This is a genomic window from Hydrotalea sp. AMD, from assembly GCF_004100315.1.
GTDB classification, from domain to species: Bacteria; Bacteroidota; Bacteroidia; order Chitinophagales; family Chitinophagaceae; genus Hydrotalea; species Hydrotalea flava.
The window spans coordinates 26,222-50,393 of sequence record NZ_SCKY01000004.1; the positions used below are offsets into that span (position 1 = coordinate 26,222).

At 36.5% G+C, this 24,172-nt stretch carries 20 protein-coding genes, 1 tRNA gene and 1 other RNA gene; 2 read left to right on the forward strand and 20 right to left on the reverse strand.

Translation table 11 applies throughout. From position 1 onward, the window contains the following. Window positions 1–2 precede the first annotated feature (2 nt). The 11 genes from hisH to prfB all read right to left on the reverse strand — a co-directional run bounded on the left by hisH (window position 3) and on the right by prfB (window position 11,373). Window positions 3–590 carry an imidazole glycerol phosphate synthase subunit HisH gene (gene hisH, locus EO766_RS03105; RefSeq protein ID WP_218330376.1) on the reverse strand — a complete coding sequence of 196 codons (588 nt, stop codon included), beginning with the start codon at window positions 588–590 and terminating at the stop codon, window positions 3–5. A gap of 49 nt (window positions 591–639) precedes the next feature. Continuing rightward, complete coding sequence (trpA, locus tag EO766_RS03110; RefSeq protein ID WP_074417919.1) at window positions 640–1,410, reverse strand: tryptophan synthase subunit alpha; 771 nt, start codon at window positions 1,408–1,410, stop codon at window positions 640–642. After that, the gene (locus EO766_RS03115) at window positions 1,407–1,862 is read right to left on the reverse strand and encodes a GNAT family N-acetyltransferase (RefSeq protein WP_074417918.1); all 456 of its coding nucleotides are present in this window, start codon (window positions 1,860–1,862) and stop codon (window positions 1,407–1,409) included. Before EO766_RS03115 ends, trpA begins: the two co-directional genes overlap by 4 nt. Window positions 1,863–1,882: 20 nt before the next feature. After that, window positions 1,883–3,097: a tryptophan synthase subunit beta gene (trpB, locus tag EO766_RS03120; RefSeq protein ID WP_074417917.1), complete on the reverse strand. Its 1,215-nt coding sequence runs from the start codon at window positions 3,095–3,097 to the stop codon at window positions 1,883–1,885. Between the two features lie 15 nt (window positions 3,098–3,112). Continuing rightward, window positions 3,113–3,751 carry a phosphoribosylanthranilate isomerase gene (locus EO766_RS03125; RefSeq protein WP_218330375.1) on the reverse strand — a complete coding sequence of 213 codons (639 nt, stop codon included), beginning with the start codon at window positions 3,749–3,751 and terminating at the stop codon, window positions 3,113–3,115. Further along, on the reverse strand, window positions 3,742–4,533 hold the full coding sequence (gene trpC, locus EO766_RS03130) for an indole-3-glycerol phosphate synthase TrpC (protein ID WP_218330374.1): 792 nt from the start codon (window positions 4,531–4,533) through the stop codon (window positions 3,742–3,744). The genes EO766_RS03125 and trpC overlap by 10 nt, the downstream gene beginning before the upstream one ends. Before the next feature lie 45 nt (window positions 4,534–4,578). Further along, window positions 4,579–5,574, reverse strand: coding sequence for an anthranilate phosphoribosyltransferase (trpD, locus tag EO766_RS03135; RefSeq protein WP_074417914.1), 996 nt, complete (start codon window positions 5,572–5,574; stop codon window positions 4,579–4,581). A gap of 60 nt (window positions 5,575–5,634) precedes the next feature. After that, window positions 5,635–6,285 (reverse strand): anthranilate synthase component II, encoded by a 651-nt coding sequence (locus tag EO766_RS03140; RefSeq protein ID WP_228733071.1) that lies wholly within the window; start codon window positions 6,283–6,285, stop codon window positions 5,635–5,637. Window positions 6,286–6,304: 19 nt separating this feature from the next. Beyond that, entirely contained in the window at window positions 6,305–7,729 is a 1,425-nt protein-coding gene (locus EO766_RS03145) for an anthranilate synthase component I family protein (RefSeq protein ID WP_074417913.1), read from the reverse strand. 232 nt (window positions 7,730–7,961) lie between these two features. Continuing rightward, a complete protein-coding gene (locus EO766_RS03150) occupies window positions 7,962–10,172 on the reverse strand; it encodes an alpha-N-acetylglucosaminidase (protein WP_218330373.1) in 2,211 nt (736 codons plus the stop codon). A gap of 111 nt (window positions 10,173–10,283) precedes the next feature. Beyond that, a protein-coding gene (prfB, locus tag EO766_RS03155) for a peptide chain release factor 2 (protein WP_218330372.1) occupies window positions 10,284–11,373 on the reverse strand; the annotation gives its coding sequence in 2 pieces (ribosomal slippage) (window positions 10,284–11,312 and window positions 11,314–11,373; 1,089 coding nt in all). Between the two features lie 235 nt (window positions 11,374–11,608). On the opposite strand from prfB, the gene EO766_RS03160 reads away from it, so the two are divergent. After that, window positions 11,609–12,100: a hypothetical protein gene (locus tag EO766_RS03160; protein WP_218330371.1), complete on the forward strand. Its 492-nt coding sequence runs from the start codon at window positions 11,609–11,611 to the stop codon at window positions 12,098–12,100. On the opposite strand, the gene rnpB is transcribed toward EO766_RS03160, so the two are convergent. The 7 genes from rnpB to EO766_RS03195 form a co-directional block, all read right to left on the reverse strand. After that, window positions 12,101–12,444: RNase P RNA component class A (gene rnpB / locus EO766_RS03165), an RNA gene on the reverse strand. 12 nt (window positions 12,445–12,456) lie between these two features. Further along, on the reverse strand, window positions 12,457–13,158 hold the full coding sequence (locus EO766_RS03170; protein ID WP_218330370.1) for a dienelactone hydrolase family protein: 702 nt from the start codon (window positions 13,156–13,158) through the stop codon (window positions 12,457–12,459). 10 nt (window positions 13,159–13,168) lie between these two features. Next, the gene (locus EO766_RS03175; RefSeq protein WP_218330369.1) at window positions 13,169–14,203 is read right to left on the reverse strand and encodes a Smr/MutS family protein; all 1,035 of its coding nucleotides are present in this window, start codon (window positions 14,201–14,203) and stop codon (window positions 13,169–13,171) included. 195 nt (window positions 14,204–14,398) lie between these two features. Next, complete coding sequence (gene smc, locus EO766_RS03180; protein ID WP_218330368.1) at window positions 14,399–17,923, reverse strand: chromosome segregation protein SMC; 3,525 nt, start codon at window positions 17,921–17,923, stop codon at window positions 14,399–14,401. A gap of 215 nt (window positions 17,924–18,138) precedes the next feature. Next, window positions 18,139–18,558 carry a DUF3276 family protein gene (locus EO766_RS03185; protein ID WP_075051828.1) on the reverse strand — a complete coding sequence of 140 codons (420 nt, stop codon included), beginning with the start codon at window positions 18,556–18,558 and terminating at the stop codon, window positions 18,139–18,141. A 117-nt stretch (window positions 18,559–18,675) separates the two neighbouring features. Beyond that, window positions 18,676–20,535, reverse strand: a complete 1,860-nt coding sequence (locus EO766_RS03190) for an ABC transporter ATP-binding protein (RefSeq protein WP_218330367.1) — start codon at window positions 20,533–20,535, stop codon at window positions 18,676–18,678. Window positions 20,536–20,591: 56 nt separating this feature from the next. After that, a complete protein-coding gene (locus EO766_RS03195; protein WP_075051856.1) occupies window positions 20,592–21,029 on the reverse strand; it encodes a CBS domain-containing protein in 438 nt (145 codons plus the stop codon). 128 nt (window positions 21,030–21,157) lie between these two features. Between EO766_RS03195 and EO766_RS03200 the strand changes: the two genes are divergently transcribed. Further along, window positions 21,158–21,242, forward strand: a tRNA-Ser gene (locus EO766_RS03200). A 100-nt stretch (window positions 21,243–21,342) separates the two neighbouring features. Here EO766_RS03200 and EO766_RS03205 read toward each other — a convergent pair. Together EO766_RS03205 and EO766_RS03210 are read right to left on the reverse strand one after the other, a co-directional pair. After that, entirely contained in the window at window positions 21,343–23,352 is a 2,010-nt protein-coding gene (locus EO766_RS03205; RefSeq protein WP_287100669.1) for an LTA synthase family protein, read from the reverse strand. 101 nt (window positions 23,353–23,453) lie between these two features. Beyond that, the gene (locus EO766_RS03210) at window positions 23,454–24,161 is read right to left on the reverse strand and encodes a C40 family peptidase (protein WP_287100670.1); all 708 of its coding nucleotides are present in this window, start codon (window positions 24,159–24,161) and stop codon (window positions 23,454–23,456) included. Between the last annotated feature and the right edge of the window lie 11 nt (window positions 24,162–24,172).

A 24,172-nucleotide genomic window follows, 5' to 3' on the forward strand; every position in this document is an offset into this window, starting at 1 on the left:
TTTTATAATGCGATGAAATTTTTTAAAATCTTTTCTCCAATCTGTGCACTTTTTTCAGCATGAAACTGTACACCATAAAAATTATTTTTATGGATAGCTGAAGCATAAGGTTGTATGTAATTGGTTATAGCAATGGCATACTGATTATGTGGAACATAATAGCTGTGTACAAAATAACAATAACTTTCTTCAGGTACATCTTGCATAAGCGGTGATGATAAATGATAAATGGTATTCCATCCCACCTGTGGTATTTTAAGCATTGCACCACTTTCAAATTTTTTTACCGGTTCATCAAAAACCCCTAAACATGTTGTATTATTCTCTTCCGAATATTTACAAAGCAATTGCATACCCACACATATACCCAATACAGGTTGTTTCAATTTGGGAATTAGAAGATGCAAATTATTTTGCTGCAAACTTTTCATGGCACTGCTTGCCTCTCCTACTCCGGGGAAAATAATTTTATCTGCACTCAGTATGGTTGCATGATCATTAGAGAGTATGGTTTTAATACCAATTCTTTCCAACGCATACCGCACACTTTGAATATTGCCTGCATTGTATTCTATAATTACAACTTTCATGAATGCTAACTATTTATGGTATAAAAAACAATTTTCACGCTCAAAAAAACTATTTGATAATGTTTTGTAAAAAGTTTTTTGTGCCGGTTTCAATATCAACTGAACTCGACAAAGCCTTAATATAAGCACTACCTATAATGGCGCCATTGCTGTACTTACAAGCAGCAGTAAATGTTGCATGGTCTTTTATGCCAAATCCAACCATAATTGGATTTTTTAAATGCATTTGCTGTAAGTTTTGCAAATATTTTTCTACTTCTGCAAAATTTTTATCATTTCCTGTGGTTGCAGATGAACTAACTGCATATAAAAATCCTGAACTTAATGCATCTAATTTTTTGATTCTTGTTTCAGAGGTTTCAGGGGTTATTAAAAAAATAAAATCTAAACCATATTTTTTTATCATGGCTCCGTACATGGTTTCAAATTCGTATTCCGGTAAATCGGGGAGAATTAATCCATCTACACCCACTTCCACAGCTTTTTGGCAAAAAGCTTCAAAGCCATATTGCAAAATCGGATTCATATAACCCATTAAAATAATGGGCACATGAATGGTGTTTCGGCAATCCTTCAATTGTTCAAATAATACCTGAATGGTCATGCCATTTTGAAGTGCAATACTGCTGCTTTCCTGAATAATAGGGCCATCTGCTAAAGGATCACTGTAAGGCATACCCAATTCAATTAAATCTGCACCGTGGTTTTGTAATGCCTGCATTACTGTTAAAGTACTATTTAATTCAGGATAGCCGGCCGTACAATACACATTGAGTACATTGTTTGATTTTTTTAAGAATACCTCTGTTATTCTACTCATATAGAAAAATATTTTTGCATGTATAATTTTATTGGATCGTTTGTGGGAAAAATCATAAAACCTAATTGCTGATACAATTTTTGTGCTCCGGTATTTAAATGCAATACTTCTAATGCTACTTTCTTTTTAAGCGCTGTTGCTTTAATACACTGTTGATTAATTAAGGTTGTACCAATTTTTTTATTCTGAAATAAGGGATGAATGTATAAACTACTGATGAAAATTTTTTCTGTATCTTCTGCAATTTCTATGGTACCAATGGATTGATTTTGCCATTCAATGATCTGTGTTTGTTCGGGAAGAAAATTATCCCGATGAAACTGCTGTTGAATGACTTCATCCCATCCCCATATTGCATGTACATAATCATACAGCACTGTTTTTTTTAATTCATAAAAGAAAGCACTGTCGTTGATTGTTGCCTGCCTCAGATTCAATTGATGAACATCCATCCTTTTAATTCTTTAAAAAATTAAGCATTTATTTCCATTGCCTGCATGTAAGTAGATAAATCTTTATCCCCTCTCCCACTTAAACAAATCACAATAACATCGGTGGGTTTAAAATGCAATTGATGTAGTGCGGCAAAAGCATGTGCTGTTTCCAATGCGGGGATAATACCTTCCAATTTACTTACTTCAAATGCCGCTTTTAAAGCTTCTTCATCTGTTGCACTTAAAAATGTAGCTCTTCCGGTTTTAAATAAATGAGCATGTAAAGGACCTATTCCAGGATAATCTAATCCGGCTGAAATGCTATGTGGCTCTACCACTTGTCCGTCAATGGTTTGCATCACTAAACTTTTACTGCCATGCAAGATACCCGGTTTACCCAATTGTGTGGTAGCAGCACTCATGCCACTGTTAATACCATGCCCTGCAGCTTCTACAGCAATTAACTGTACAGCAGTATCTTCCAGAAAATGATAAAATGCACCCGCTGCATTACTGCCACCTCCTACACAGGCAATAACATGCGTTGGTAATTCGCTTCCGGCTTTTTCTTTTAACTGCCATCTTGTTTCTTCACTGATAATGCTTTGGAAACGAGCCACCATGTCAGGGTAAGGATGCGGACCAACAACACTGCCAATTACATAATGGGTATCGTTTGGATGATTAATCCAATCGCGAATGGCTTCATTGGTTGCATCTTTTAATGTTTGGCTGCCACTGGTGGCCGGAACCACTTTTGCACCCAGCATTTGCATACGGGCAACGTTAGGGGCCTGACGTTCAATATCTTTTACACCCATATACACAATGCATTCCAACCCTTTTAAAGCACAAACAGTTGCTGTGGCAACACCATGCTGACCGGCGCCCGTTTCGGCAATAATTCGTTTTTTACCCAAACGTTGTGCCAATAAAACCTGCCCTATAGCATTGTTAATTTTATGAGCACCGGTATGGTTTAAATCTTCTCTCTTAAAATAGATATTTGTGTTGAATTGTGCACTGAGGCGTTCTGCTAAAAATAGCGGTGAGGGCCTTCCTACATAATCGTGTAGCAATTGGTTAAATTCTTCAACAAAAGTTTTTTCCTGCATAATTTCCAAATACCTGCTACGCAATTCTTCCACATTTCTGTGTAACATTTCCGGAATATATGCACCGCCAAACATCCCAAAATAACCATTGGCATCGGGATGAGTGAATGATTGATTTTGTTTTTTTTCAGCTATCATAAAAAAAATTTAGAATTAAATATTTGTAACACTGTTTACAAATTCCTGTACCAAAGCTAAGTTTTTTATACCCGGGGCTATTTCAAAACGGCTGTTAATGTCTACCGCAAACAAATCTTTTGCAACGGTATCCTGCATAAAAGCGGCTAAATGATGTACATCTTCAGGCTGAATTCCACCGCTTAAAAAAAATGGTTTTCGAATAGATAAGCCTTTGAGCATATTCCAATTAAATTTTTTGCCGGTACCCCCGTATCCAACACCTTCCGTATCGAATAAAAACATATCCACCACATCTTGATAATCTTTAATTTTCCAAAGAATATTATCCTGCTCGCTGATTCTAAATGCTTTAACCGTAGTAACATAGTTTGAGAGATTTTCGCAGGTACGCGGACTCTCATCGCCGTGCAATTGAACCAGATACAAACCACATTCATCTACCATTTTTAAAACGGTATCTTCTTTTTCATTCACAAAAACGCCCACTTTATTAATATTCCCTTTTATTTTTTTAATTGTATCGGTTGTATTGGTATTCAACACGTAGCGTGGGCTTTTTGGATAGAAAATAAAGCCACAAAAATGCACCCCCAGATCGTTCAATTGACGCACCTGATTCATATCTGTCATACCACAAACTTTTACCCGCATAATTCAGAGTTTAGCTGATGAACAAATTGTGTAAATGCAATTTCCGGAGATGCATGTTTCATAAAATTTTCTCCCATTAAAAATCCTTTAAAACCTGCTAATTTTAATTGTTGAATACTTTCAATACTTGAAATACCACTCTCGGTAATTGCAATTTTATCATCAGGTATTTTGGCAATTAAATGGAGAGATGTTTGAATGTTTACTTCAAATGTTTTTAAATTTCTGTTGTTTACGCCCACTAAATCAACTTCATTACAAATATGTTGCAGCTCATCTGCTCCATGTATTTCTAATAACACTTCTAAGCCTAATTGTTTAGCAACGGTTGCCAATTCTTTTACCTGTTGTGGTGTTAAACAGGCAGCAATCAGCAAAATAACATCGGCACCAATGGCTTTGGCTTCATAAATCTGATAAGCATCTATCATAAAATCTTTTCTTAAAATAGGAACAGGTTGGATGCGTGCCTGTTGCAAATCTTTGAACGAGCCACCAAAAAAAGATGCATCTGTTAATACAGATATGCCGGCTGCATATTTTGCATAAGCACTTGTAACTGTTACTACATCGGCCGTAACATTGATGATTCCTTTTGAGGGTGATTTACGTTTAAACTCTGCTATTATACCACTTGTATTGCCTTTCTGTAAAATTGATTTCAATGAAATAGTATTGCGCCTGAAAAAAGGCATTTGCCGTAAATCATTAATAGATGTTTGCTGCTTTGCCAATGTAACCTCAGCTTGTTTTTTTGCTACAATTGTTTCTAAAATATTCATTGTAAATTTTATTGTTCAACTAATAAAACCAGCGGTTGATGAATGTTATGCTTGCAAACGAATGAGTTGCTGTAAAGTTTGATAGGCCTTACCACTTTCTAAACTCTCAATCGCTGCAAGATATGCATCATCATAACTGTTAAAAGCTTTTGTGGCATGAAGTGCCATTGCGGCATTGGATAGCACCACTGCATTTTGTGCCCAGGTGCCCTCCCCTTTCAAAATATTTAAAAATATTTTAGCTGCCTCTTCAACAGAGTTGCCGCCATAAATATCCTGCGGCTGTACCATTCTTTTACCCAAATTTTCAGGTGTTAAAATTTGTTCACCATTATTGGTAATTACTTTTGTATCGCCGGTTAAAGAAATTTCATCATAACCATCTAAAGAATGTATAATGGTAAACGATTTGTTGGTTTGTTGTAACAGATAATTGTAAATTCTGGCCATTTCTAAATTATAAACCCCTACTAATTGGTAGGCAGGAGAAGCAGGGTTGACCATGGGACCTAACATGTTAAAAAATGTTCTTACGCCAATGCTCTTCCGTAATGGGCCAACCACTTTTAAAGCCGGATGAAATAAAGGTGCATGCAGAAAACAAATATGAACGGTATCTAATTCTTTTTGCAAAGTGGCCACATCATTTTTAAAACGATAACCTAATTGCTCCATAACATTAGATGCGCCACTAATAGAAGTTGCACCATAATTGCCGTGTTTGGCAACTTTTTGGCCAGCACCTGCTGCAATAAAACAACTAATGGTAGAAATATTGAATGTATTTTTTCCATCGCCTCCGGTTCCTACAATATCCAATGTTTGATAATCTTCAAACGGAAGTTGCACACAAAGTTCCAGTAAAGCATCGCCAAAACCCTGTAATTCTTCTATGGTGATGGTACGCATTAAATAAACCGTTACAAATGATGTAATTTCATATTCATTGTACATGCCTTTACTGATGTTCAATAATACTTCTTTTGCTTTTTCCCTGCTGAACGACTTGTATTCAAACAAGTATTGTAAAATCTTCTTCATATTGTATATTTTCAAAAAATAAGATCTGATTAAAAATCAAGGCAGTTAGTTCTATTGGTTTCATGAATGGATTAACCAATTACGGAGAATCTCCTCACCTAAAGGCGTTAGAATACTTTCCGGATGAAACTGAACACCTTGTATATCATATATTTTATGTTGCATAGCCATAATATTTCCTGCATCATCGGTTGCAGTTATCTCCAGCTCTTCCGGTAAGGTTGCCTTATTAATAATCCAACTATGATACCTGCCTGCTTCAATGGTGCGTGGCAAATTTTTAAACCAGCTATTCGGCTTTTGCGTAGCCTGATTGGCAATATGAACCTGCGTAGCTACACCATGAAACACTTTGGTTAAGTTGGTAAGTTTTGCGCCAAATGCTTCACCAATAGCCTGATGGCCTAAACATACTCCTAAAATTGATTTTGTTGCAGCATACTTTTGAATTAAGGGCAATAATAAACCTGCCTCCTCCGGTATGCCGGGACCCGGCGATAAAATGATTTTATCAAATTGTGCTATGGCATCCAATTCAATTTCATCATTTCTACATACGGTTACTTCCTGTTGCAATAGGAATGAAACCATGTGCACTAAATTATAGGTAAACGAATCGTAATTATCAAACACCAATAATTTAGTAGGCTTTATATCTCCTTTCTGCATGGTGCCGGAGCTGTGAAATGGTTGTGCAATTTCAGTATTCATCAATTCAAATAAATTTTAGTTAATGGATGTTGATGTTAGTGGCATATTCAACGGCTTTTTTCAATGCCCCAAGCTTGTTGTTTACTTCCAGTAATTCGCTTTCCGGATTACTTGCGGCAACAACGCCGGCACCTGCCTGATAAAACAGTGTATTGTTTTTACTTAAAAAGGTTCTAATCATAATGGCATGATTGCAACTGCCATCAAACCCTATAAAACCAAGTGCACCACCGTAGTAGCTACGAGATGTTGTTTCCAAACCATCAATTAACTCCATTGCTTTAAATTTTGGTGCACCGCTGAGGGTTCCTGCTGGAAAGGTTTTGGCCAGTAATATAAATGGATTTGCACCTTCGGCAATTTTTCCGGTTACTTCACTCACCAAATGAATAACATGACTGTAATAATGTATTTGACGAAAATGGCTTACCGTTACATCGGTACACAATCTGCTTAAATCATTCCGAGCCAAATCAACCAGCATTACATGTTCTGCATTTTCCTTGGCATCGAGTAATAATTTTTCGGCAGCAATGGCATCTACTGCATCATTCCCTGTTCGCTTAAAAGTTCCTGCAATGGGATGTACAACTGCTTTCCCATCTTTAATAATCAATTGTGCCTCGGGTGATGAACCCATTAATTTATAATCACCATAATCAAAGAAAAATAAATAGGGAGAAGGATTAATGCTGCGTAATGCCCGATATACATTAAACTCATCGCCAATAAAAGTTTGCTGAAACCTTCTGCTTAAAACAATTTGAAATACATCGCCTCTTAAACAATGCTGAATGCCGGATTTTACCATGGCAATATATGCTTCATCTGAAATGTTGGATGTTTCATTGCCTTTAACAGCAAATGGGAAAACCGGTATGTCTTTACTTTGAAGTAAACTTTCAACACGTTCTACTTCCGACTCAATACCTTGTATTTTATTTTCACACAAAAACAATTCATCATTGAAATGATTGATGATGATAATATATTGATAAAAACGATACCGCATTAATGGTATAGCGGGTTGGGTTGTGGCTTCTTTTTTAAATTTGATGGTATCAAAAAAAGGAATAGTATCATAGGACGTATATCCGAAAAAGCCCTGTGCACTTTTTACCGTTTTATTGTCAGCAGGTGCCACTTCAAATCTTTGCATAAAATTCCAAACCACCTCCTGAACCGATGTATTATTATTTAAAGGAATTTTTTCAGGTTGTTCGCCTGGCAACTTAAATTCTATTTGCTGATTAGATGAGATTTCAATACCCGCAAGTGCATTAATGCAAATAAAACTAAAACTATTTTCTGCAACATGATGATCGGTACTTTCCAATAAAATTGTATCTCTGAATTTATCTCTGAATCTTAAATAAATACCAACCGGTGTGTACACATCGGCTAGTAATTTTTTCTCTTCTGTTGTTACCAAAATTTTTTTCATAAAAAATATCTATTTTATATTAAAGCATTTCAATACTGTTTTCTCTGCATGATTCTATTACCTGATTTCAAAAAAAAACCCCAACACAATTGTCGGGGCTTGTATAAATGTACATATGCAATGTGCAAGGCATTATAATCCCCGAAAGAGATTTGAATGCCACCACCACATATTGTTGATTGTATTTTTCATTGCTTTGCGAAGATGATACAGAAATTTGAAACCAACAAAATTATTTTACAGCCATAATTGCAGACGCATATTTTGAATATAACCGTTTGCTTACCTGCATTGTATTACCAATGGGCTGATCCGGAAAATGGAGTTTATTTTCAACCCAGCCCGATTCAAATTCCATGAGTGCCTGATTGAACTTATCCTGATCAAAATTGGTATTATCCTGCATATTTTTTTCAACTGCATCAATAAACATTTTCCATCTTTCACGGTAATAGGTTTGCATTAATCCTGCCCAGGCTCTGTTAGCATAGTCGGTTAAATGTTTACCGGGCTCGCCCCAAACCGTTAAAATTCTTTTTGCATCTTGGGCATAATATTGTTTTTCCTGAGAAGTGGCCGCCATTTTTTCTGCATCTGCAATCCAGCTACCCAACAAAAAATTTTGATTGGTTGCCAGAAGTGTATCCATATCACTCAATAATGCTAACATTTGCTTGCCATACTGTTGAACGGCATCGGTATTGTGTTCGTTATAACTTTTGGTAAAACCATCACGAAGCACAGCAAAATAATTTCCGAGTACCTGCCGGCCGGTATTTACTACATCGTATAAATAAACCGGAGGTATATGTGCATCAACAGGTGCCTGCAATAATAAATGCCAGGCCTCTAATAAGTTTTTGTTATTATATTTAATTTGGGGATCAGTTGTCCAGGTATTGTGTCCAGTAAAAGCCGGACGGGCATTGGTTAAAGTAGCACGCCCTAAACCGGCCCTTTCAGCGTATGTAGTATGTAATAAAATATTCCAGGCTTTTTTTACAAATTCGTTGTTGGATCCATACCGGCTTTTAGCCCAGTTATTTACCCAATTGGCAACATTTACAGGGCCTGAGCTCCAGGCCTTGTCGAATACATATTGATACATGATGGGGTTAACACCAAACCCTTCTAAAGTTGAGCCCAAACCTTTCATATTTGCACCTCCCTTCTGAAAAGTATTTTCCATTCTTTCCTCTATTTCCTCAAGGTTGCCCGACATCATGGTATTGCCGCCAAAATTGCCAAGATAGCACCAGATATAGGGTTGGCCATAAAAGGCATCGGTAAATTTCCATATTTCGGTATTATCACAGTAATAATCTAACAATGTCATTTTACCTTGCGGAACAGCCGTTAAAAAGGCTTTAATACGTTCATCTGTCCATTGTTTACGCTGGTAATAAAAAATCCAGCTCATTTGTAACCACTCTGCTTTGGGATCGGTTTGCAGCATAGATTCATAGATGGTTTTGGCTACTGAAGCCAGATAATTAGGTTCCCAACTGGGAGGAGTTACTTCATTAAATGGATCGGCACCATAAATATGACTGGTGCCCAATAATTTGGTTTGTTCTTCTAAATAAGCTTTTTGTATGGGTTTAAATAAGGAATCAAATGGATCTAAAAAATAACTTTCATATTGTTTACTAAACTCGCCCCACTCACCCAATGAATGAATTTTTGCTTTAGGATAAATGGTGGCAAGTGCCTCAGGAACATGGCCTGCAAATGCAGGTAAAACAGGCTTCATACCCAATTCTTTTTCACGTTGCACAATTTTTTTCTGTAAGACTAATTGTGTGTTGATCCAATGCATGGGCAATGGCCCTTCCCATCTGTCAATATTGGCCATTCTGTGCCAGGGCAAATAGGCGGGGCCGGTAAAAAAACTTCTGATTTGTTGATCTGTTAACCCAAATTTTTTCCATACTTTATACCAAATGGCTTCCTGGCCGGTTATGGCCAAAGGCATATTAATGCCATTTAATGCCATCCAGTCAATAAACCATTGCCAATCTTGCCAACCCCACCAGGGCATGGTATAACCAAATGTGCAGTAATTTAGAAAAAAACGCTCATTACAACGAGCTTTTAGCCCAATGGCTTTATCTAAAACAGGCATTTTTTGCGGCACGGTTACCCCTTCATTTCTGTACCACGAAACATTGGCTAAGCAGGTATTTTTCAAGTAATAGTTTAACCCAGCGGCCATAGCATTGACGTTACTGCCTTTAACAATGAGTTGATTATTTTGCCAATTGATAAAAAAAGAATCAATGGCGCAATGTTCAATTTTTTGAAATTGTATAGCAGCGGCATATTGGGGTACTACTCGTTTAGCCAGTGCCTGTGCAGCAATTATATCAGGCGTGCTTTTGTTTTGCTGTGCATGTACCTGTAAAAAACAACAGATCAATAATAATGAGAACAACCGTTTCATATGTTTCCTTTTTAGAAGTGACTAAAAAATAACACCCAAACTTATAATGGCATGGCTGTGAAACACAAGCAGATAATTTTTTTTCAATAATGAAAAAAGCAGATGTATATTTTACAAGCCTTCTTTTTCCAACATTAAGTAAGCTTTAATAAATCCATCTAAATCGCCATCCATCACCGGCCCCACATTGCCCACTTCATAATTGGTGCGATGATCTTTAATCATTTTATAGGGATGAAATACATAACTCCTGATTTGACTTCCCCATTCAATTTTCTTTTTAGTTGCATTGGTAGCATTCACTGCTTCTTGCCTTTTACGTAATTCCTCTTCATACAACCTGCTTTTCAGCATCTTCATGGACATTTCTCTATTTTCGCCCTGTGTACGTGCCTGCTGACATTCTACAATGATGCCTGAAGGTATATGCTTCAATCGCACAGCGGTTTCAACCTTATTTACATTTTGGCCACCTTTACCACCGCTTCGGTAAAATTCCCATTCTACATCGGCCGGGTTTACGGTTATTTCAATGGTATCATCAATTAACGGATACACAAATACCGATGCAAATGAAGTATGCCTTCTTGCATTGCTATCAAAGGGCGAAATTCTTACCAAGCGGTGCACACCACTTTCTGCTTTTAAAAAACCATAAGCAAATGTTCCGTCAAATTGCAAAGTAACACTCTTAATACCGGCTCCATCACCTTCCTGCAAATCCACCTCCGTTATTTTCCAGCCCTGCTTTTCGCCATACATAATATACATGCGCATCAGCATTTCTGCCCAATCCTGACTTTCAGTACCACCTGCACCGGGATTAATTTGCATCATAGCAGGCAATTCATCTTCCGGTTTATTTAATGTGCTTTTAAATTCAGCATCTTCAATAACGGAAAGCGCATGTTCATAAGCTGCTTTAGTTTCTTCGTCCGTAGCATCCCCGGCCTTCCAAAATTCAAACAGCACTGCAAAATCTTCAACAGCGGTATCTACCTGTTTAAATATATTTATCCAATATTCATGAATCTTAATAGATTTCATGATGGCTGTTGCCCGCTGATTATCATCCCAAAATCCGGGAGAAAGTGATAACTGTCGATCGGTTTCTAATTTTTGCAAACGATTATCCACGTCAAAGAAACCTCCTCAGGACAAGCACTCTGTCCCTCATATTCTTAATTTGTTCCTGTGTCATATACTTACAAAAATAAGGAATTGAAAAGTTTTGGCAGTAACGAAATAGGAATGAATGATAAGGAGTATTGTATTTCCTTACATTGTTTGATTTTATTCGAATTTTAATTATCCCGCACGGAGCTTATTCATTGAATATTTTTATCTTTAATTTCTTGAAATGTGCAACCATTGATACAATATCTAAATGCCCTGCTGTGTAGTAATTGATTATTCAAATCATTAAAAAAGACACCTTGAAAAAGTTACTGATTTATTGCTTACCATTGATAATGATATCCTGTTCTAATCATTCATCAGACTCTCAGGCAATGCAGGCAAAAATTGACAGTCTTCAAAAGCAAGTGAATAAAAGTTACAAACCGGGGTTGGGTGAATTTATGTCGGCCATTCAGGTACATCACGCCAAATTATGGTTTGCCGGCACCAATCAAAACTGGGAATTAGCCAATTTTGAAATTCATGAAATAATGGAAGCCATAGATGATATTCAGCAATATTGCACAGACAGGCAGGAATCGAAAGAAGTGGTGATGTTACAACCTGCAATAGATAGTCTAAATAAAACCATTGCGTCAAAAAACAAATTGGCTTTTAAAAGCAGTTTTATTTTTTTAACACAAACCTGCAATAATTGTCATAAAGAAGTACATTATAATTTTAATGAAGTGGTTATTCCTACCACGCCACCCTTTAGCAATCAGTTATTCACCATGCCTAAACCATAAAAAGCTACAAACCTCATAAGCCGGATTCTGTTTCTACACTATCATTTATCTGCGATAAACATTACTGTTTACCTGTTGCTGCCTACCCTGAGCCTTGAACGAGCAGCTCTCAAAACGGCTCTATATGTGGCATTGCAGCACCCAAGGTTTACCCGTTGCTACCGTTACCGATAACAACCGTGAGCTCTTACCTCACATTTTCACCTTTACCCCGTCAATGCAGGGCAGTTATTTTCTGTGGCACTTTCTCTCACCAATTGGTGGCCGGCTGTTCACCGGTGGGTTGCTCTGTGCTGTCCGGACTTTCCTCCCTGTTAAAACAAGGCGATAGCGCGGGTTTGTAGCCAACTGTAAAGTTATTGTAAATTATTTTGTAAGAAAGCTAAACTTAATGCCCATGCTTCTTTTGCCGCTTTTGGATGATAACTTGCCTGTTCATTACAATGAAATCCGTGATCGGCATAAGAAAAAATAACTTTCGCATAATCTTTATTGGCGGTTATTAAGGCCTGCTCCACTTCGTTTCTATGTGCTTCTGTAATATGCTGATCTTTACCACCATAAAAAAAGAGTTGTGGCCCATGTAGCTCATTTACTCTATTGGCAAGTGCATGCATGCCACCGCCATAAAAAGAAATGCCTGCTGACAATGGTGCAACCATATTGGCCAATAATGCAACTCTACCACCGAGACAAAAGCCTATGGATGCAATTTTATTGATTTGAACATTTTGTTCATTTTGTAACCAATGGTAGGCAGCTAGAATATCGACCGATAATTGTTCGGTGGTTAAAGCCTGAAAATGCGGTGCAATAACACTAAAATCATCATAGCCGGTTGCAAAACCAGGTGCGGTTCTATGGTATAATTCCGGAGCAATTACCACATAACCTTCATTAGCCAATCGTTGTGCTACATCTTTAATATGATGGTTTACACCAAATGCTTCCTGAAACAATAGTATACCGGGTAAACTTTTATTGGTTTCAGGATGTGCAATAAATGCATTCATTTGTGATCCATCGCTAACAGGCAATATAATGGTGTCTGTATACATGTTTCTTAATTTAATATTGAAAATAAATTTCTGTTGCACCATAACCATAACGCGGATGGTATTGATTTACAAAAGTTTTTACCTCTTTTCTTGTTTTTAAAATAGCATGAATTTCATCGCGTAATTTTCCACTGCCAACACCATGTATAACAATGAGTGAAGGTTGCCTGTGGGTAATAGCCAAATCATACCATTTTTCAAATTCTTTTAGTTGATACATTAAAATATCAAAATTGTTCATATCCTTCCAATTATCTAACAACTTTTCCATGTGCAAGTCAACCTCTGAACGTGGAGCTGCCAAATGCTCTTTTATTTTTTTGGCTTCATATATTTTGTAGCCTTGCGCTGCAAGCCCGGTTAATTCAAATTTTTCAGCTTCCGGTGCATTATCAGGATATGTTTCAAATAACAAATATTCAATTACAGATTGATTTTTACTTTTCAATTCTTCTATTTTCAAAAACAATTGTTTTGATTTTATTTTGATTGCAGTTTCAAAATGAGGAGCTTTATTTTTTTGCGGATTGTGTAAACTAAAAGTAAAATGAAAAGATGGCGCATCATTTACTGAAGCAAAATCAATGTCGTGCAGATAAAAATCATGAAAAGGCAATATAGAATTATTTAATTCGAAGGATGCTGTACCAAAAAAGTGTTGGCTATACTCAAATTGGTAAGCCACTGCTGTTCTGTTGCGTAAATAAATTTTAAATTTTTCAACTACCTCATCATTAAACTCATCAAACATAAATACAGGTAACAATGACAGCCATACACCATCAGCAACTTTTGCTTTATTGGGTATAGGTTTTTCTTTTGGAATTTGATCAATATATTTTTTGGGTACTTCTTTGGGAGCAGCCTGCTCTTTTTTTTGCTTACTGAACCGATAAAAATAAGGAAAATCAATCTGATCCATATATGCCGGAAATTGAACCCCACGCACCTCTACCAGCACCATTTTATCATTAATAATTTCTACCACCTTGCCCGATTCATGGTTATGCAGAATGATAATCTCATCACCTACCTGATATTTCATTTATATAATTTAAAAGTGAATGGAAAAAGCATTTCGCATTTAGTTGATGCAAAATATTGTTCAATGTTATTTTAACTATTGTTAACACACTGTAAACACAGTTTGCAAATTTACAAATTCTATGTTGCAAGGTTTTGATAAAAAAACCGCCTCGTGTTAAGAAAGCGGTTTCAAATACTTTTGTTGAAGGTAAAATTAATTCAGGCTTCTAAAATCAACCGGAACCAATTTACTGACACCGGGTTCCTGCATGGTTACACCATAAATTACATCCACCGCACTCATAGTTTGTTTATTATGGGTAATTAAAATGAATTGAGAGTTTTCACTAAACTTTTTAATCATTTGCGTAAACTTGGTAACGTTGGCATCATCTAGTGGTGCATCTACTTCATCCATAATACAAAATGGTGCCGGCTTAATCAAATAAATGGCAAACAGCAAAGCTGTTGCGGTTAGGGTTTTCTCACCACCGCTCAACTGGGTAATGGAGGATGGACGTTTCCCTTTGGGTTTAGCCATAATTTCAATACCGGTTTCAGCTAAATTTTCTGGATTTTCCAATACCATATCACAGGTATCTTCTTCTGAAAACAGTGCTTTAAATACTTTTTGAAAGTTATCGCGAACCTTATTAAAAGTATCTAAAAATTGTTGATTGGCGGTAGCCTCTACCTCCTGAATGGTTTGTAATAAACTTTCTTTTGCCTGAACTAGGTCATTTTTTTGTTCCACAATAAACTCATATCGTTTTTTCATTTCCTGATACGCTTCAATTGCTGTGGGATTGACTTCACCAATGTTTTCCATCCGCTTCCGCATCTTGTCGCTGGTGGCCTGTAACTCTTCCAGCGGCATTTCTGTGGTACGGGATTGCTCTAAAATTTCTTCCAACGAAATTTTAAATTCCACATTCAATCTTTCCTTCATGCCTGCCAATTGCAACTTCAATTCATTCAATTTATCTTTTATTTCAGCCAGCAGATGTTCTGCCATTTCACGTTGCTTATTTTTCTGGCGTACATCATTTTCTTTTTCCTGCAATATATTGCGCAAATTGTAATAGGCCTGATCTGCCTCATTCAATTGCTTTTCTTCTGTTTCCTTTTGCTTCATTAGCAGTATTAGCTCTTCTTCAATGATTTCAACTGTCAGTTTCCCATCTTCAATTTGTGTAGCGGCTTCTGCCAATTGCCGGGTATTATTTTCTATTTGCTTTTGCAGATCGTTCAACTGATTTTTTTTGAACTGCAATTCCTGTTGAATGGCATTGATTTTACTTTGCTGACGGGTAAGCTGCAGATTAAATTCATTGAACTGAATATTAGTAAGATTATAATCCTGCTCTGCCAACTGATAGTCCTGTTCAATCATGGCCATTTCATTGCCCAACGCTTTCAACTGTTCATTCAGTTGCGCAAGGGTTAGCCTGGTTTCAGCAATGCTATCCTGCTCATCCTGCATACGTTGTTCAATTTCTTCTATCCGTAGCTGGGTTTGTTGCTGAGAAGCAGTGATGTTTTCAATTTTATTTTTAGCAGCAAAAACCTGATTAATTAACTGATTAATTTCATTTTCAGTGGCACGTATGGTTTGTTCTTTCAACTGTTCATTAAACCCCACAACTTTTTGATGGTTGTGCTGAATATCTGCTTTCAGTAAATTTACAACTGCTTCCTGCTCCTGAATTTTTTCTTCTAATTTTTCCAAATTTTTTGCACGCCCAATTTTCTTTCCTTCAAACAAGCCAACGCTACCGCCGGTTAACGTGTATTTACCCTTTACAATTTTGCCCGATTTTTCCAAAATAATGGCATCAGAAAATATATCCTGTTCCATTAGAACTTCTGATTCTGCAATAAATACATGGCCAAGTAAATAAGCAGCTAATGGCCGGTATTGATCATCTACTTCAATAATGTCCATGGCCGCAATGGTTTGTGCAGGCTGTGCTATGCCGGTAGAATAATGTTGAAATTTATCCAACATAAAAAAGTTGGCTTTCCCTTTTTGGTGTTTATCTAATAAACGTACTGCCTGCAAACCTTCTTCTAAATTATTTACCACAAAATAGTTGAGATAAGGCTCCAACACATTTTCTACTGCGGCCCGATAAGCTTCTTTTACATAAATAATGTCTGATAAAATGGGGGCCTGATTATCCCATTCCGGATTTTTATGCAAAAATTTAATGCTTTCAGGGTAACCTTCCATTGAATCGATTAAACTCTTTAAAAGGTTGTATTCATTTTTGCGTGCATCTAACTTGCGGCTTTCATCTGCTAACTGATTGCGTAAAACTTCCAGCTCTTGTTGTGTTTCCAGAATTTGCTGTTTGGTTTTTTCATGTTGTTCCTGCATTTGTTGCAAATGTGTACGCTTTTCAGCCAGGGTTTGTTCTTTTTGGGTTAACTCAATGGTTAATTGTTGCAATTGTGCTTCCCTATTTTTTTGTTCGGTAGTTAATTGCATTTGCGAACGCTGCAAATTTTGTATAGAAGTATCGGCAATGGCTACTTTTTTTTCTGCGTCAAACTGTGACCGTTGTAATTGCTGATATTGCTGGCGTAGTTGATCAACGCCGGCTCTTTTTTCATCAAATATTTGCCTTTTCAGTTCCACCTCATATTTTAGGTTTTCTAAATTGGCATGCATATCTGCCAACTTATTTTCTTCATCCTTTATTTGTACTTTACTGAAAGCAAGAGATTCATCAATTCCTTTTAACTGGCCTTCCGCATTTTGAAGAAAATGCTTCAAATTGGTTTCTTTTTCTTTTAAAAAAACTAATTTTTGTGAGGCGAGATTTTTATCATTTTCTTTGGTACGCAACTGTTGCACCAGTTCATTAAACTGGTATTGCATGCTTTGCAATGCCCTTTCTTTTTCTATAAACCCAATTTTTTCCTGCTCTAATACTGCTTCCTGATTGGCTATTTCAGCCTCTAAGCGTATTTTTTTATCGGTTTCAAGTTCCTGCTGTTCCTGTAAATTTTTATAGGTTAAATTAAATCCTTCCAGCGAAGCCTTGGCCAATTCAACGGCTATGATTTTATATTCTTTTTTTATTTCATAGTATTTTTCAGCTTTTTTAGCCTGGCTTTCTAAGGATTTTAGCTGGTTATGAATTTCAAAAAGTAAATCTTCAATTCTGGCTAAATCCTGTTCGGTAGCATCTAATTTTGATTTTGCTTCCTTTTTTCTGGTTTTATAAATGGTAATACCGGCCGCTTGTTCCAACATTCTTCTGCGGCTGTTATCTTTGTCTTTAATAATATCATCTACCATTCCTAGTTCAATAATAGCATAACTGTCATTACTAACACCGGTATCTAAAAACAGATTATGAATGTCTTTTAAACGGCATGCTACGTCGTTTAAACGGTATTCACTATCTCCATTTTTATAAAACCTTCTGGTAACGGTAACGGTGCTAAATTCGGTAGGTAATAAATTTCTGGTATTTTCGAAAGTGAGGCTTACTTCAGCCAAACCGCTGGGGCTGCGGGTTTTAGAGCCATTGAACACCAATGCATCCAGATTTTCACTACGCAATGAGGAAATTTTCTGTTCACCAATTACCCAACGGATACTATCAATAATATTGCTTTTACCACAACCATTGGGCCCGATAATGCCGGTAATTCCTTCATCGAAATTAACGATGGTTTTATCGGCAAAACTTTTGAAACCTTTTATTTCTAATGACTTTAATCGCACAGTTCTACAGTTTTTTAGTACCTGCGAACATAGCTAAAAACCTTTAAAATTGTATGCTTTGGAATATTTTGTGGAGAACTGGGGTTAAAATGAGGAAAAATAAAAAGATATGCTTCTAAAATGCAGTTCTGTAACAGATTTTGCACAAAAAAACCTTACTTTTTGCGTTGAATGCTCGAAGTAAGGTTAAAGCTATTTTAGTATAATGTTCTATTTTACCACTTGTCAACTTCTTCTGTACCGGTATTATTTACCTCAGATATTGTCGTTTCAACTGAAGTAGTTGCTATTTCAATAGGGGCAACTTGTTCTTCTTCTACAACTGAAACAACAACATTTTGTTCTGCCGGTTCATATCCTTCTGATTCGGAATATTCGTGATTAAAAGCATCAAAATCAAAATCGGGCATTAAATCTGTTTTAACAAAATCAACCGCTTCGCCCAATGCTTTAATAAATTTATTAAAGTCTTCTTTATACAAGAATATTTTATGCCTGTCGTAGCCATTATCATCAAACCTTTTTCTGCTTTCGGTAATCGTTAAATAATAATCGTTGCCTTTTGTAGCTCTTACATCAAAAAAATAGGTTCTTCTTTTTCCTGCCCTGATACGTTTACTATAAACGCTTTCCATTTTTTTTTCGTTATTCTCGTACGCCACAGTTGTAAAGATTTTGGTTACTGAATTATTTGTGCTTGGCAAATATAGTATTGTTTATGAATTACCAAAACTTTATACCTGAAAGCTTTTTTAAGCTTCAAAAGCAGTTGCATTTTTTTCCAATACCTGTATGCGGTACAATTCTGCGTAATAACCATTTAATTGCATTAGGCTTTCATGGGTGCCTTCTTCGGTAATTTCACCATCTTCTAACACTACAATTTTATCGAATCTGAATGTTGAGAAAATACGATGGGTAATAATAATGCCGGTTTTATCTTTTAAAAAATTATACAGATTGGTTACAATTTCGTTTTCGGTTTTTGCATCAACGGCACTTAAACAGTCGTCAAATACAATTACTTCGGGCTGTTTTATTAAGGCTCTGGCAATGGATATTCGTTGCTTTTGGCCACCGCTTAAAGTAACGCCCCGCTCTCCTACCAGTGTTTCATAATGTTTATCAAAACTCATAATTTCATTGTGTATGCTGGCGTTTTTTGCTGCCTGCTCAACCTGGGCTTTATCAACAGGCCATTGCTGACCGAATGCAATATTATTGGCAATGGTATCACTAAACAGAAATACATCCTGCGGAATATAACTGATTTCTTTTCTAAGAATTCTCAGTGGAATATTCTGAATATCGTGCCCACCAATGGTAATATTGCCTTTATCGGGGTTATAAAAATGCAATAATAATTGTGCAACGGTTGATTTTCCGCTACCGGTTCGTCCCAATAACAATACTTTTTGGCCGGCCTGTACGGTTAAATTAAAATTAGATAATGCCTGTATGCCTGTGTTGGGATATGTAAAACTGATTTGATTGAAATGAATATCACCCGAAACATGCACCGGTTTTAAATTCGGTTTATCTTGTATTTCCGGTGTAGTGTTTAAAAACTCATTGATTCTTTTTTGTGAAGCAGCAGCCCGTTGAATCATACTGGCCGTCCAGCCAATTGCACTTACCGGAAACGTAAGCATGTTAATATAAATTACAAACTCTAAAATGGTTCCTGCACTTACATTATATTGTTGATGAATGAGATACCATCCGCCAATGGCAATGGTTAATAAAGTACTGATGCCAATTAACAGCGTCATGGATGGGAAATAGATGGCTTCTACCTTCGCCAGACCAATGGCATTTTTTTTGTATTCCTCGCTGTTTTTATCAAAAAAATGCAACATCGATTTTTCCTGAACAAATGATTTAATAACCCGAATACCGGAATACGATTCCTGCGCAGCGGTAGTTAAATCGGATAATAGTGCCTGAATTTTTTCGCTTTTCCGGTTAATGATGGTATTTACATAATAAATGGTAATAGCCAAAATGGGCAATGGCGATAATACATATAATGTTAAATGCCAATTGGTTTGAAACATAAAGAACAGGCAGAAACCAATGGTAGCGGCCAAATTAATAAAATACATCACTGCCGGGCCAGCATACATTCTTACCCTGCTTACATCTTCAGTAATACGGTTCATTAAATCGCCGGTACTATGCGTTTTATAAAAAGCAGCGTCTAATTGCTGATAATGGGTAAATATTTCATTTTTTTGATCAAACTCTATATGGCGGCTCATTACTATAATGGTTTGCCGCATTAAAAACATAAAGAAACCACCTATTAATGCCAGTAAAAACAAAACCACTGCACTGATGAAGATATTGGTTGAAAAACTGTTGTTTTCTGCCTGAATAACTTTAATAAAATGTTGCACCAAAAAATCGTAATTGGCAATCCGTTTATTTTCATGTATAGTATTAGCTGCAATTTGGTGTTGAATCAGATGCTCAGCCTGATCTACCACATAACCGGAAACCTGAGGAGCCAGGATTCGAAAATAGTTAGACAGAATAATGAAAAGTATACCTAACAGAAATCTGGTTTTATATTTCCAGAAATATTTATTTATTACGGATAATTGTTTCATGAACCGCAAAGATAAGAAAAGCGGTTTGTATCAATTTTTTCTGTGGAACCCCTTTTTTAAGTGGATTGTATGTAACTGTGCAGTTGTTCGATGGTTTCTTTTTGGTCGTGAATGGTTTCATAAATTACATCATTAATAGAAACAATACCACATAAACTATCTATTTGATCGAACACCGGCAAATAGCGGATATTGTTATCACTCATGATGTGCATACAACTTTCAATAGAAGTTTCGGGGGTAATATGCGGCAATCCTGTACTCATAATTTCTGCAACGGTGGTTTGTTCAGAATGTTTACCGGCTAAAATTACTTTACGGGCATAATCACGTTCGGTAAGTAAGCCAATGTATGGTTTTTGTTCATTTTGAACTACTACAGAGCCAATGTTTTTGTCGGCCATTAATTTTAAAGCATCAAAAACCAATGTGTTAGCAGGTACGCCTATCACAGCAGTACCTTTTCTGTTTAAAATATCTTTTACTTTTTTCATATTTAGAAGCAGTTTAGCAGTTACAAAAGCCAATGGAAAATACAATTTAAAAAGGATATTACAAAATAAGAAGCAGATAAAGTATAATTTTTTTGGAAGATAAACAGCCGCACCTTTATTTTGCACCCGGAGAGATGGCAGAGCGGTTTAATGCGGCGGTCTTGAAAACCGTTGACTGTAACAGGTCCGGGGGTTCGAATCCCTCTCTCTCCGCTCTCAATAAAAAAACTCCTGAATTTTCAGGAGTTTTTTTATGATATATATTCAAGCAAATGCTAACCATTACTACCTAACACCAACAAGGGTAAAACATTTATTTATTGCTGTTTTTTTTATTATGATGGGTAATATACCTGGTGGTTTCATAAATAGCCTGCATCCATAACTGCATATCTTTTTGAATAGAATCAGTTAGGGCATTTTTAGGAACCGGGGCATTATTTTCCATTGAAAATATTTTTATTTTATCGGGCTTGCCAATTGGCTGAGTTACAAAATATTGGTGTTTCAATAATCCTAATTGTTGTTGTTCTCCTTCAAAAATAAATGCCATGTTTTGGGTAGTATCTTTTACATGCAATATGTCTCTGCCCATTCCGGTATTGGTGTAGGGTATGTTGGCAATGCCTGCTAATACAGGCAATACATCTACCTGCGAAGCAATCATGCTATGCTTTGCAGGTTGTACTAATTTTGGAGCGTATATAATAAAAGGAACATGATTTTTGGTTAGCCCCTGTGCTGTATATGCTTTGGGAAATAAAGCATCTGCATTTCCAACCAATCCATGATCGCCAACAAATGCAATAATGGTATTATTAAAATAAGGTTCCTTTTGTATGGTTTCAATAAAATGCTGCACGTTGTAATCGAAATAACGAAATGCGTTGAGTTCATCGTTCGATGTAAAGCCATATTTCAATAAAGTATCATTGGGTACAGTTACTTTTTTAAAAGTATTCAAATCTTCGGCTGCAATTGAATAAGGCCTGTGGTTATCGGCCGTTTGTATTACGGCAAAAAATGGGCGATTCTGTTTTGCCAGCACTTTATTGGCTTCTGTAAACAAATTATGATCGCTAATACCCCAAACATCTAACCGTGGTGCGGTATAATTTTTCTCTTCATAAATATGCAAACTATCTATATTATTTTCCAACAAGCCTTTTATATTGGCCCAACTGGTACTGCCACCAATAAAATAATAATGGCCGTAATTTTTAAATGAATTAATGATGGTTTGCTGATCAACAATTTGCGGATTACGACTGGCCGTTTTATTTTGTTCAACATCGGTTAATCCGGTAATAGTGGTCCAAACACCACGTGCCGTTCCGAAACCAGGTGTAAACATATGATCAAAGAAAATACTTTTGGTTGCTAATTGATCAATAAAGGGCGTACTGTTTAACGGGTTGCCAAACAACGAACTTTTATAAGCACTAAAACTTTCTGAAATAACTAAAATAATATTGGGATATGTGGTTGCAGACAAACTGGAATCGGGTACAATATGCCTAGTATAATTTAAATGATTGGCATCCGGATGGGTAATGCCTAAATAGTTGGCCATTAAAGAATAATATTTCTTTGCCTTTTCCACATCATAAGTAGATTGCCGAAAAGCCAGCGTACTGAAAAAACTTTGAAATGGATTTAAAGCGGCCTGCGCATTAAAATCGCTGTTCAACGAAAATGCATCACTCCAACGCAGTGGAAACTGATCAAATTTCCCAAAAATTCCAAAGCCAAATAGTAGAAAATACAGGATGGAAAATAAACCTCTCCGTTTTCTGTAAGGCTCCTGCATATCAGCAGACTGTGCAATGAGCCTATGAGTATATTTTACCAAAAAAAAACTGAGCCAGATAAAAAGAATCATTCCCAATAAAACCCAAATAACATGATAGGTTTCCCACAACATGCCGAGTGAAATGCGTGTATTATGTAAAAAATCGAGTGCCTGTGCATTTAAGCGCACATCTAAATAAGCAAAATGTCCATAATCAAATGCATAAAACAAGGTAAACAGCACAATAGCTACGAACCATAAAATATAGGCAACTGTTTTCCCCAATTTTTTTCGGAAAGGATGCAAGGGCTTAATGGCACCCAATATTAACATCAGTATGGCCATAATACCTACATCCCTGGCATCAAACCGAAAACCCATCCACAATACAGACAAAAAAGATTTCCATGAAAAAGCACCTGTATTGAATAAGCAGAAAGTAAAAATTCGGGCAATACTCATCAGCAGGAAGAAAGTAGCAGACAATATGAGTATCCAGCGCTGCAGGCGCGACAGTAGATTTTTTTGCATAGTAAGAGGCGTACAGTTAAAAAAAGAAAAACAAGCTGTAAAAATAATGTATTTCAATAAAAGCGAAGGTTATGATTGAACGCAATGGACAAATTGCAGGCTTAACGAACCCTGCCGGCACCACGGTAGGCTCTTTTCCAATAAGGATCATTCAAATCGCTGATGGTAACACCACTGCTTGTAGAAGCATTGGCAAATTTTTGATTGGCTATATAAACACCTACATGTGAAATGGCCCTGCTTCTTCTACCACCGGTATGAAAAAATACCAAATCACCTTCCTGCAGCGAATCATCGGGTATTTTAGAACAGCTATTATATTGTTCCTGCGCTGTACGGGGTAAATTCACTCCATAAACATCCCGCATTACAATATAGGTAAAAGCAGAACAATCAATACATGCTTTTGTACTGCCGCCTAAGCAATAATTGGTGCCCCACCATTCATCAATTTTTTGAAGCAAAAGAATATCGGTTAGCTTTTCAACCGTTACATCCATTATAATGGCATATTTCATTTGCAGCCAGCTGGCTTTTTCGATACTTACCCAGCTATTGGGATTATTTTCATTGGCAGCAGCACGATTCAAGGTGTTAATTTTTGTAGTAGCTGTTTTATGGCGGGAATTTACAACTGAACCGGGGGCAATTTCTATTCCATCAATAAATTCAGGGTTTCCTGATTTTACCGATTTGGAAGTAATGGTTAATGAATTATCGTGGGCTGTAATTTTCCGCAAAGTTTTACAACCGGTTACAGCTAAAACTATTCCCGCAATAAAAAAAACTGTTATACAACGCTTTGCCATAGCTTGCAAAA

Bases quoted from the DNA above. Each gene is read 5' to 3' on its own strand.
- hisH (WP_218330376.1), bottom strand. From the start codon at position 590: ATGAAAGTTGTAATTATAGAATACAATGCAGGCAATATTCAAAGTGTG.
- trpA (WP_074417919.1), bottom strand. From the start codon at position 1,410: ATGAGTAGAATAACAGAGGTATTCTTAAAAAAATCAAACAATGTACTC.
- EO766_RS03115 (WP_074417918.1), bottom strand. From the start codon at position 1,862: ATGGATGTTCATCAATTGAATCTGAGGCAGGCAACAATCAACGACAGT.
- trpB (WP_074417917.1), bottom strand. From the start codon at position 3,097: ATGATAGCTGAAAAAAAACAAAATCAATCATTCACTCATCCCGATGCC.
- EO766_RS03125 (WP_218330375.1), bottom strand. From the start codon at position 3,751: ATGCGGGTAAAAGTTTGTGGTATGACAGATATGAATCAGGTGCGTCAA.
- trpC (WP_218330374.1), bottom strand. From the start codon at position 4,533: ATGAATATTTTAGAAACAATTGTAGCAAAAAAACAAGCTGAGGTTACA.
- trpD (WP_074417914.1), bottom strand. From the start codon at position 5,574: ATGAAGAAGATTTTACAATACTTGTTTGAATACAAGTCGTTCAGCAGG.
- EO766_RS03140 (WP_228733071.1), bottom strand. From the start codon at position 6,285: ATGAATACTGAAATTGCACAACCATTTCACAGCTCCGGCACCATGCAG.
- EO766_RS03145 (WP_074417913.1), bottom strand. From the start codon at position 7,729: ATGAAAAAAATTTTGGTAACAACAGAAGAGAAAAAATTACTAGCCGAT.
- EO766_RS03150 (WP_218330373.1), bottom strand. From the start codon at position 10,172: ATGAAACGGTTGTTCTCATTATTATTGATCTGTTGTTTTTTACAGGTA.
- EO766_RS03170 (WP_218330370.1), bottom strand. From the start codon at position 13,158: ATGTATACAGACACCATTATATTGCCTGTTAGCGATGGATCACAAATG.
- EO766_RS03175 (WP_218330369.1), bottom strand. From the start codon at position 14,203: ATGAAATATCAGGTAGGTGATGAGATTATCATTCTGCATAACCATGAA.
- EO766_RS03185 (WP_075051828.1), bottom strand. From the start codon at position 18,558: ATGGAAAGCGTTTATAGTAAACGTATCAGGGCAGGAAAAAGAAGAACC.
- EO766_RS03190 (WP_218330367.1), bottom strand. From the start codon at position 20,535: ATGAAACAATTATCCGTAATAAATAAATATTTCTGGAAATATAAAACC.
- EO766_RS03195 (WP_075051856.1), bottom strand. From the start codon at position 21,029: ATGAAAAAAGTAAAAGATATTTTAAACAGAAAAGGTACTGCTGTGATA.
- EO766_RS03205 (WP_287100669.1), bottom strand. From the start codon at position 23,352: ATGCAAAAAAATCTACTGTCGCGCCTGCAGCGCTGGATACTCATATTG.
- EO766_RS03210 (WP_287100670.1), bottom strand. From the start codon at position 24,161: ATGGCAAAGCGTTGTATAACAGTTTTTTTTATTGCGGGAATAGTTTTA.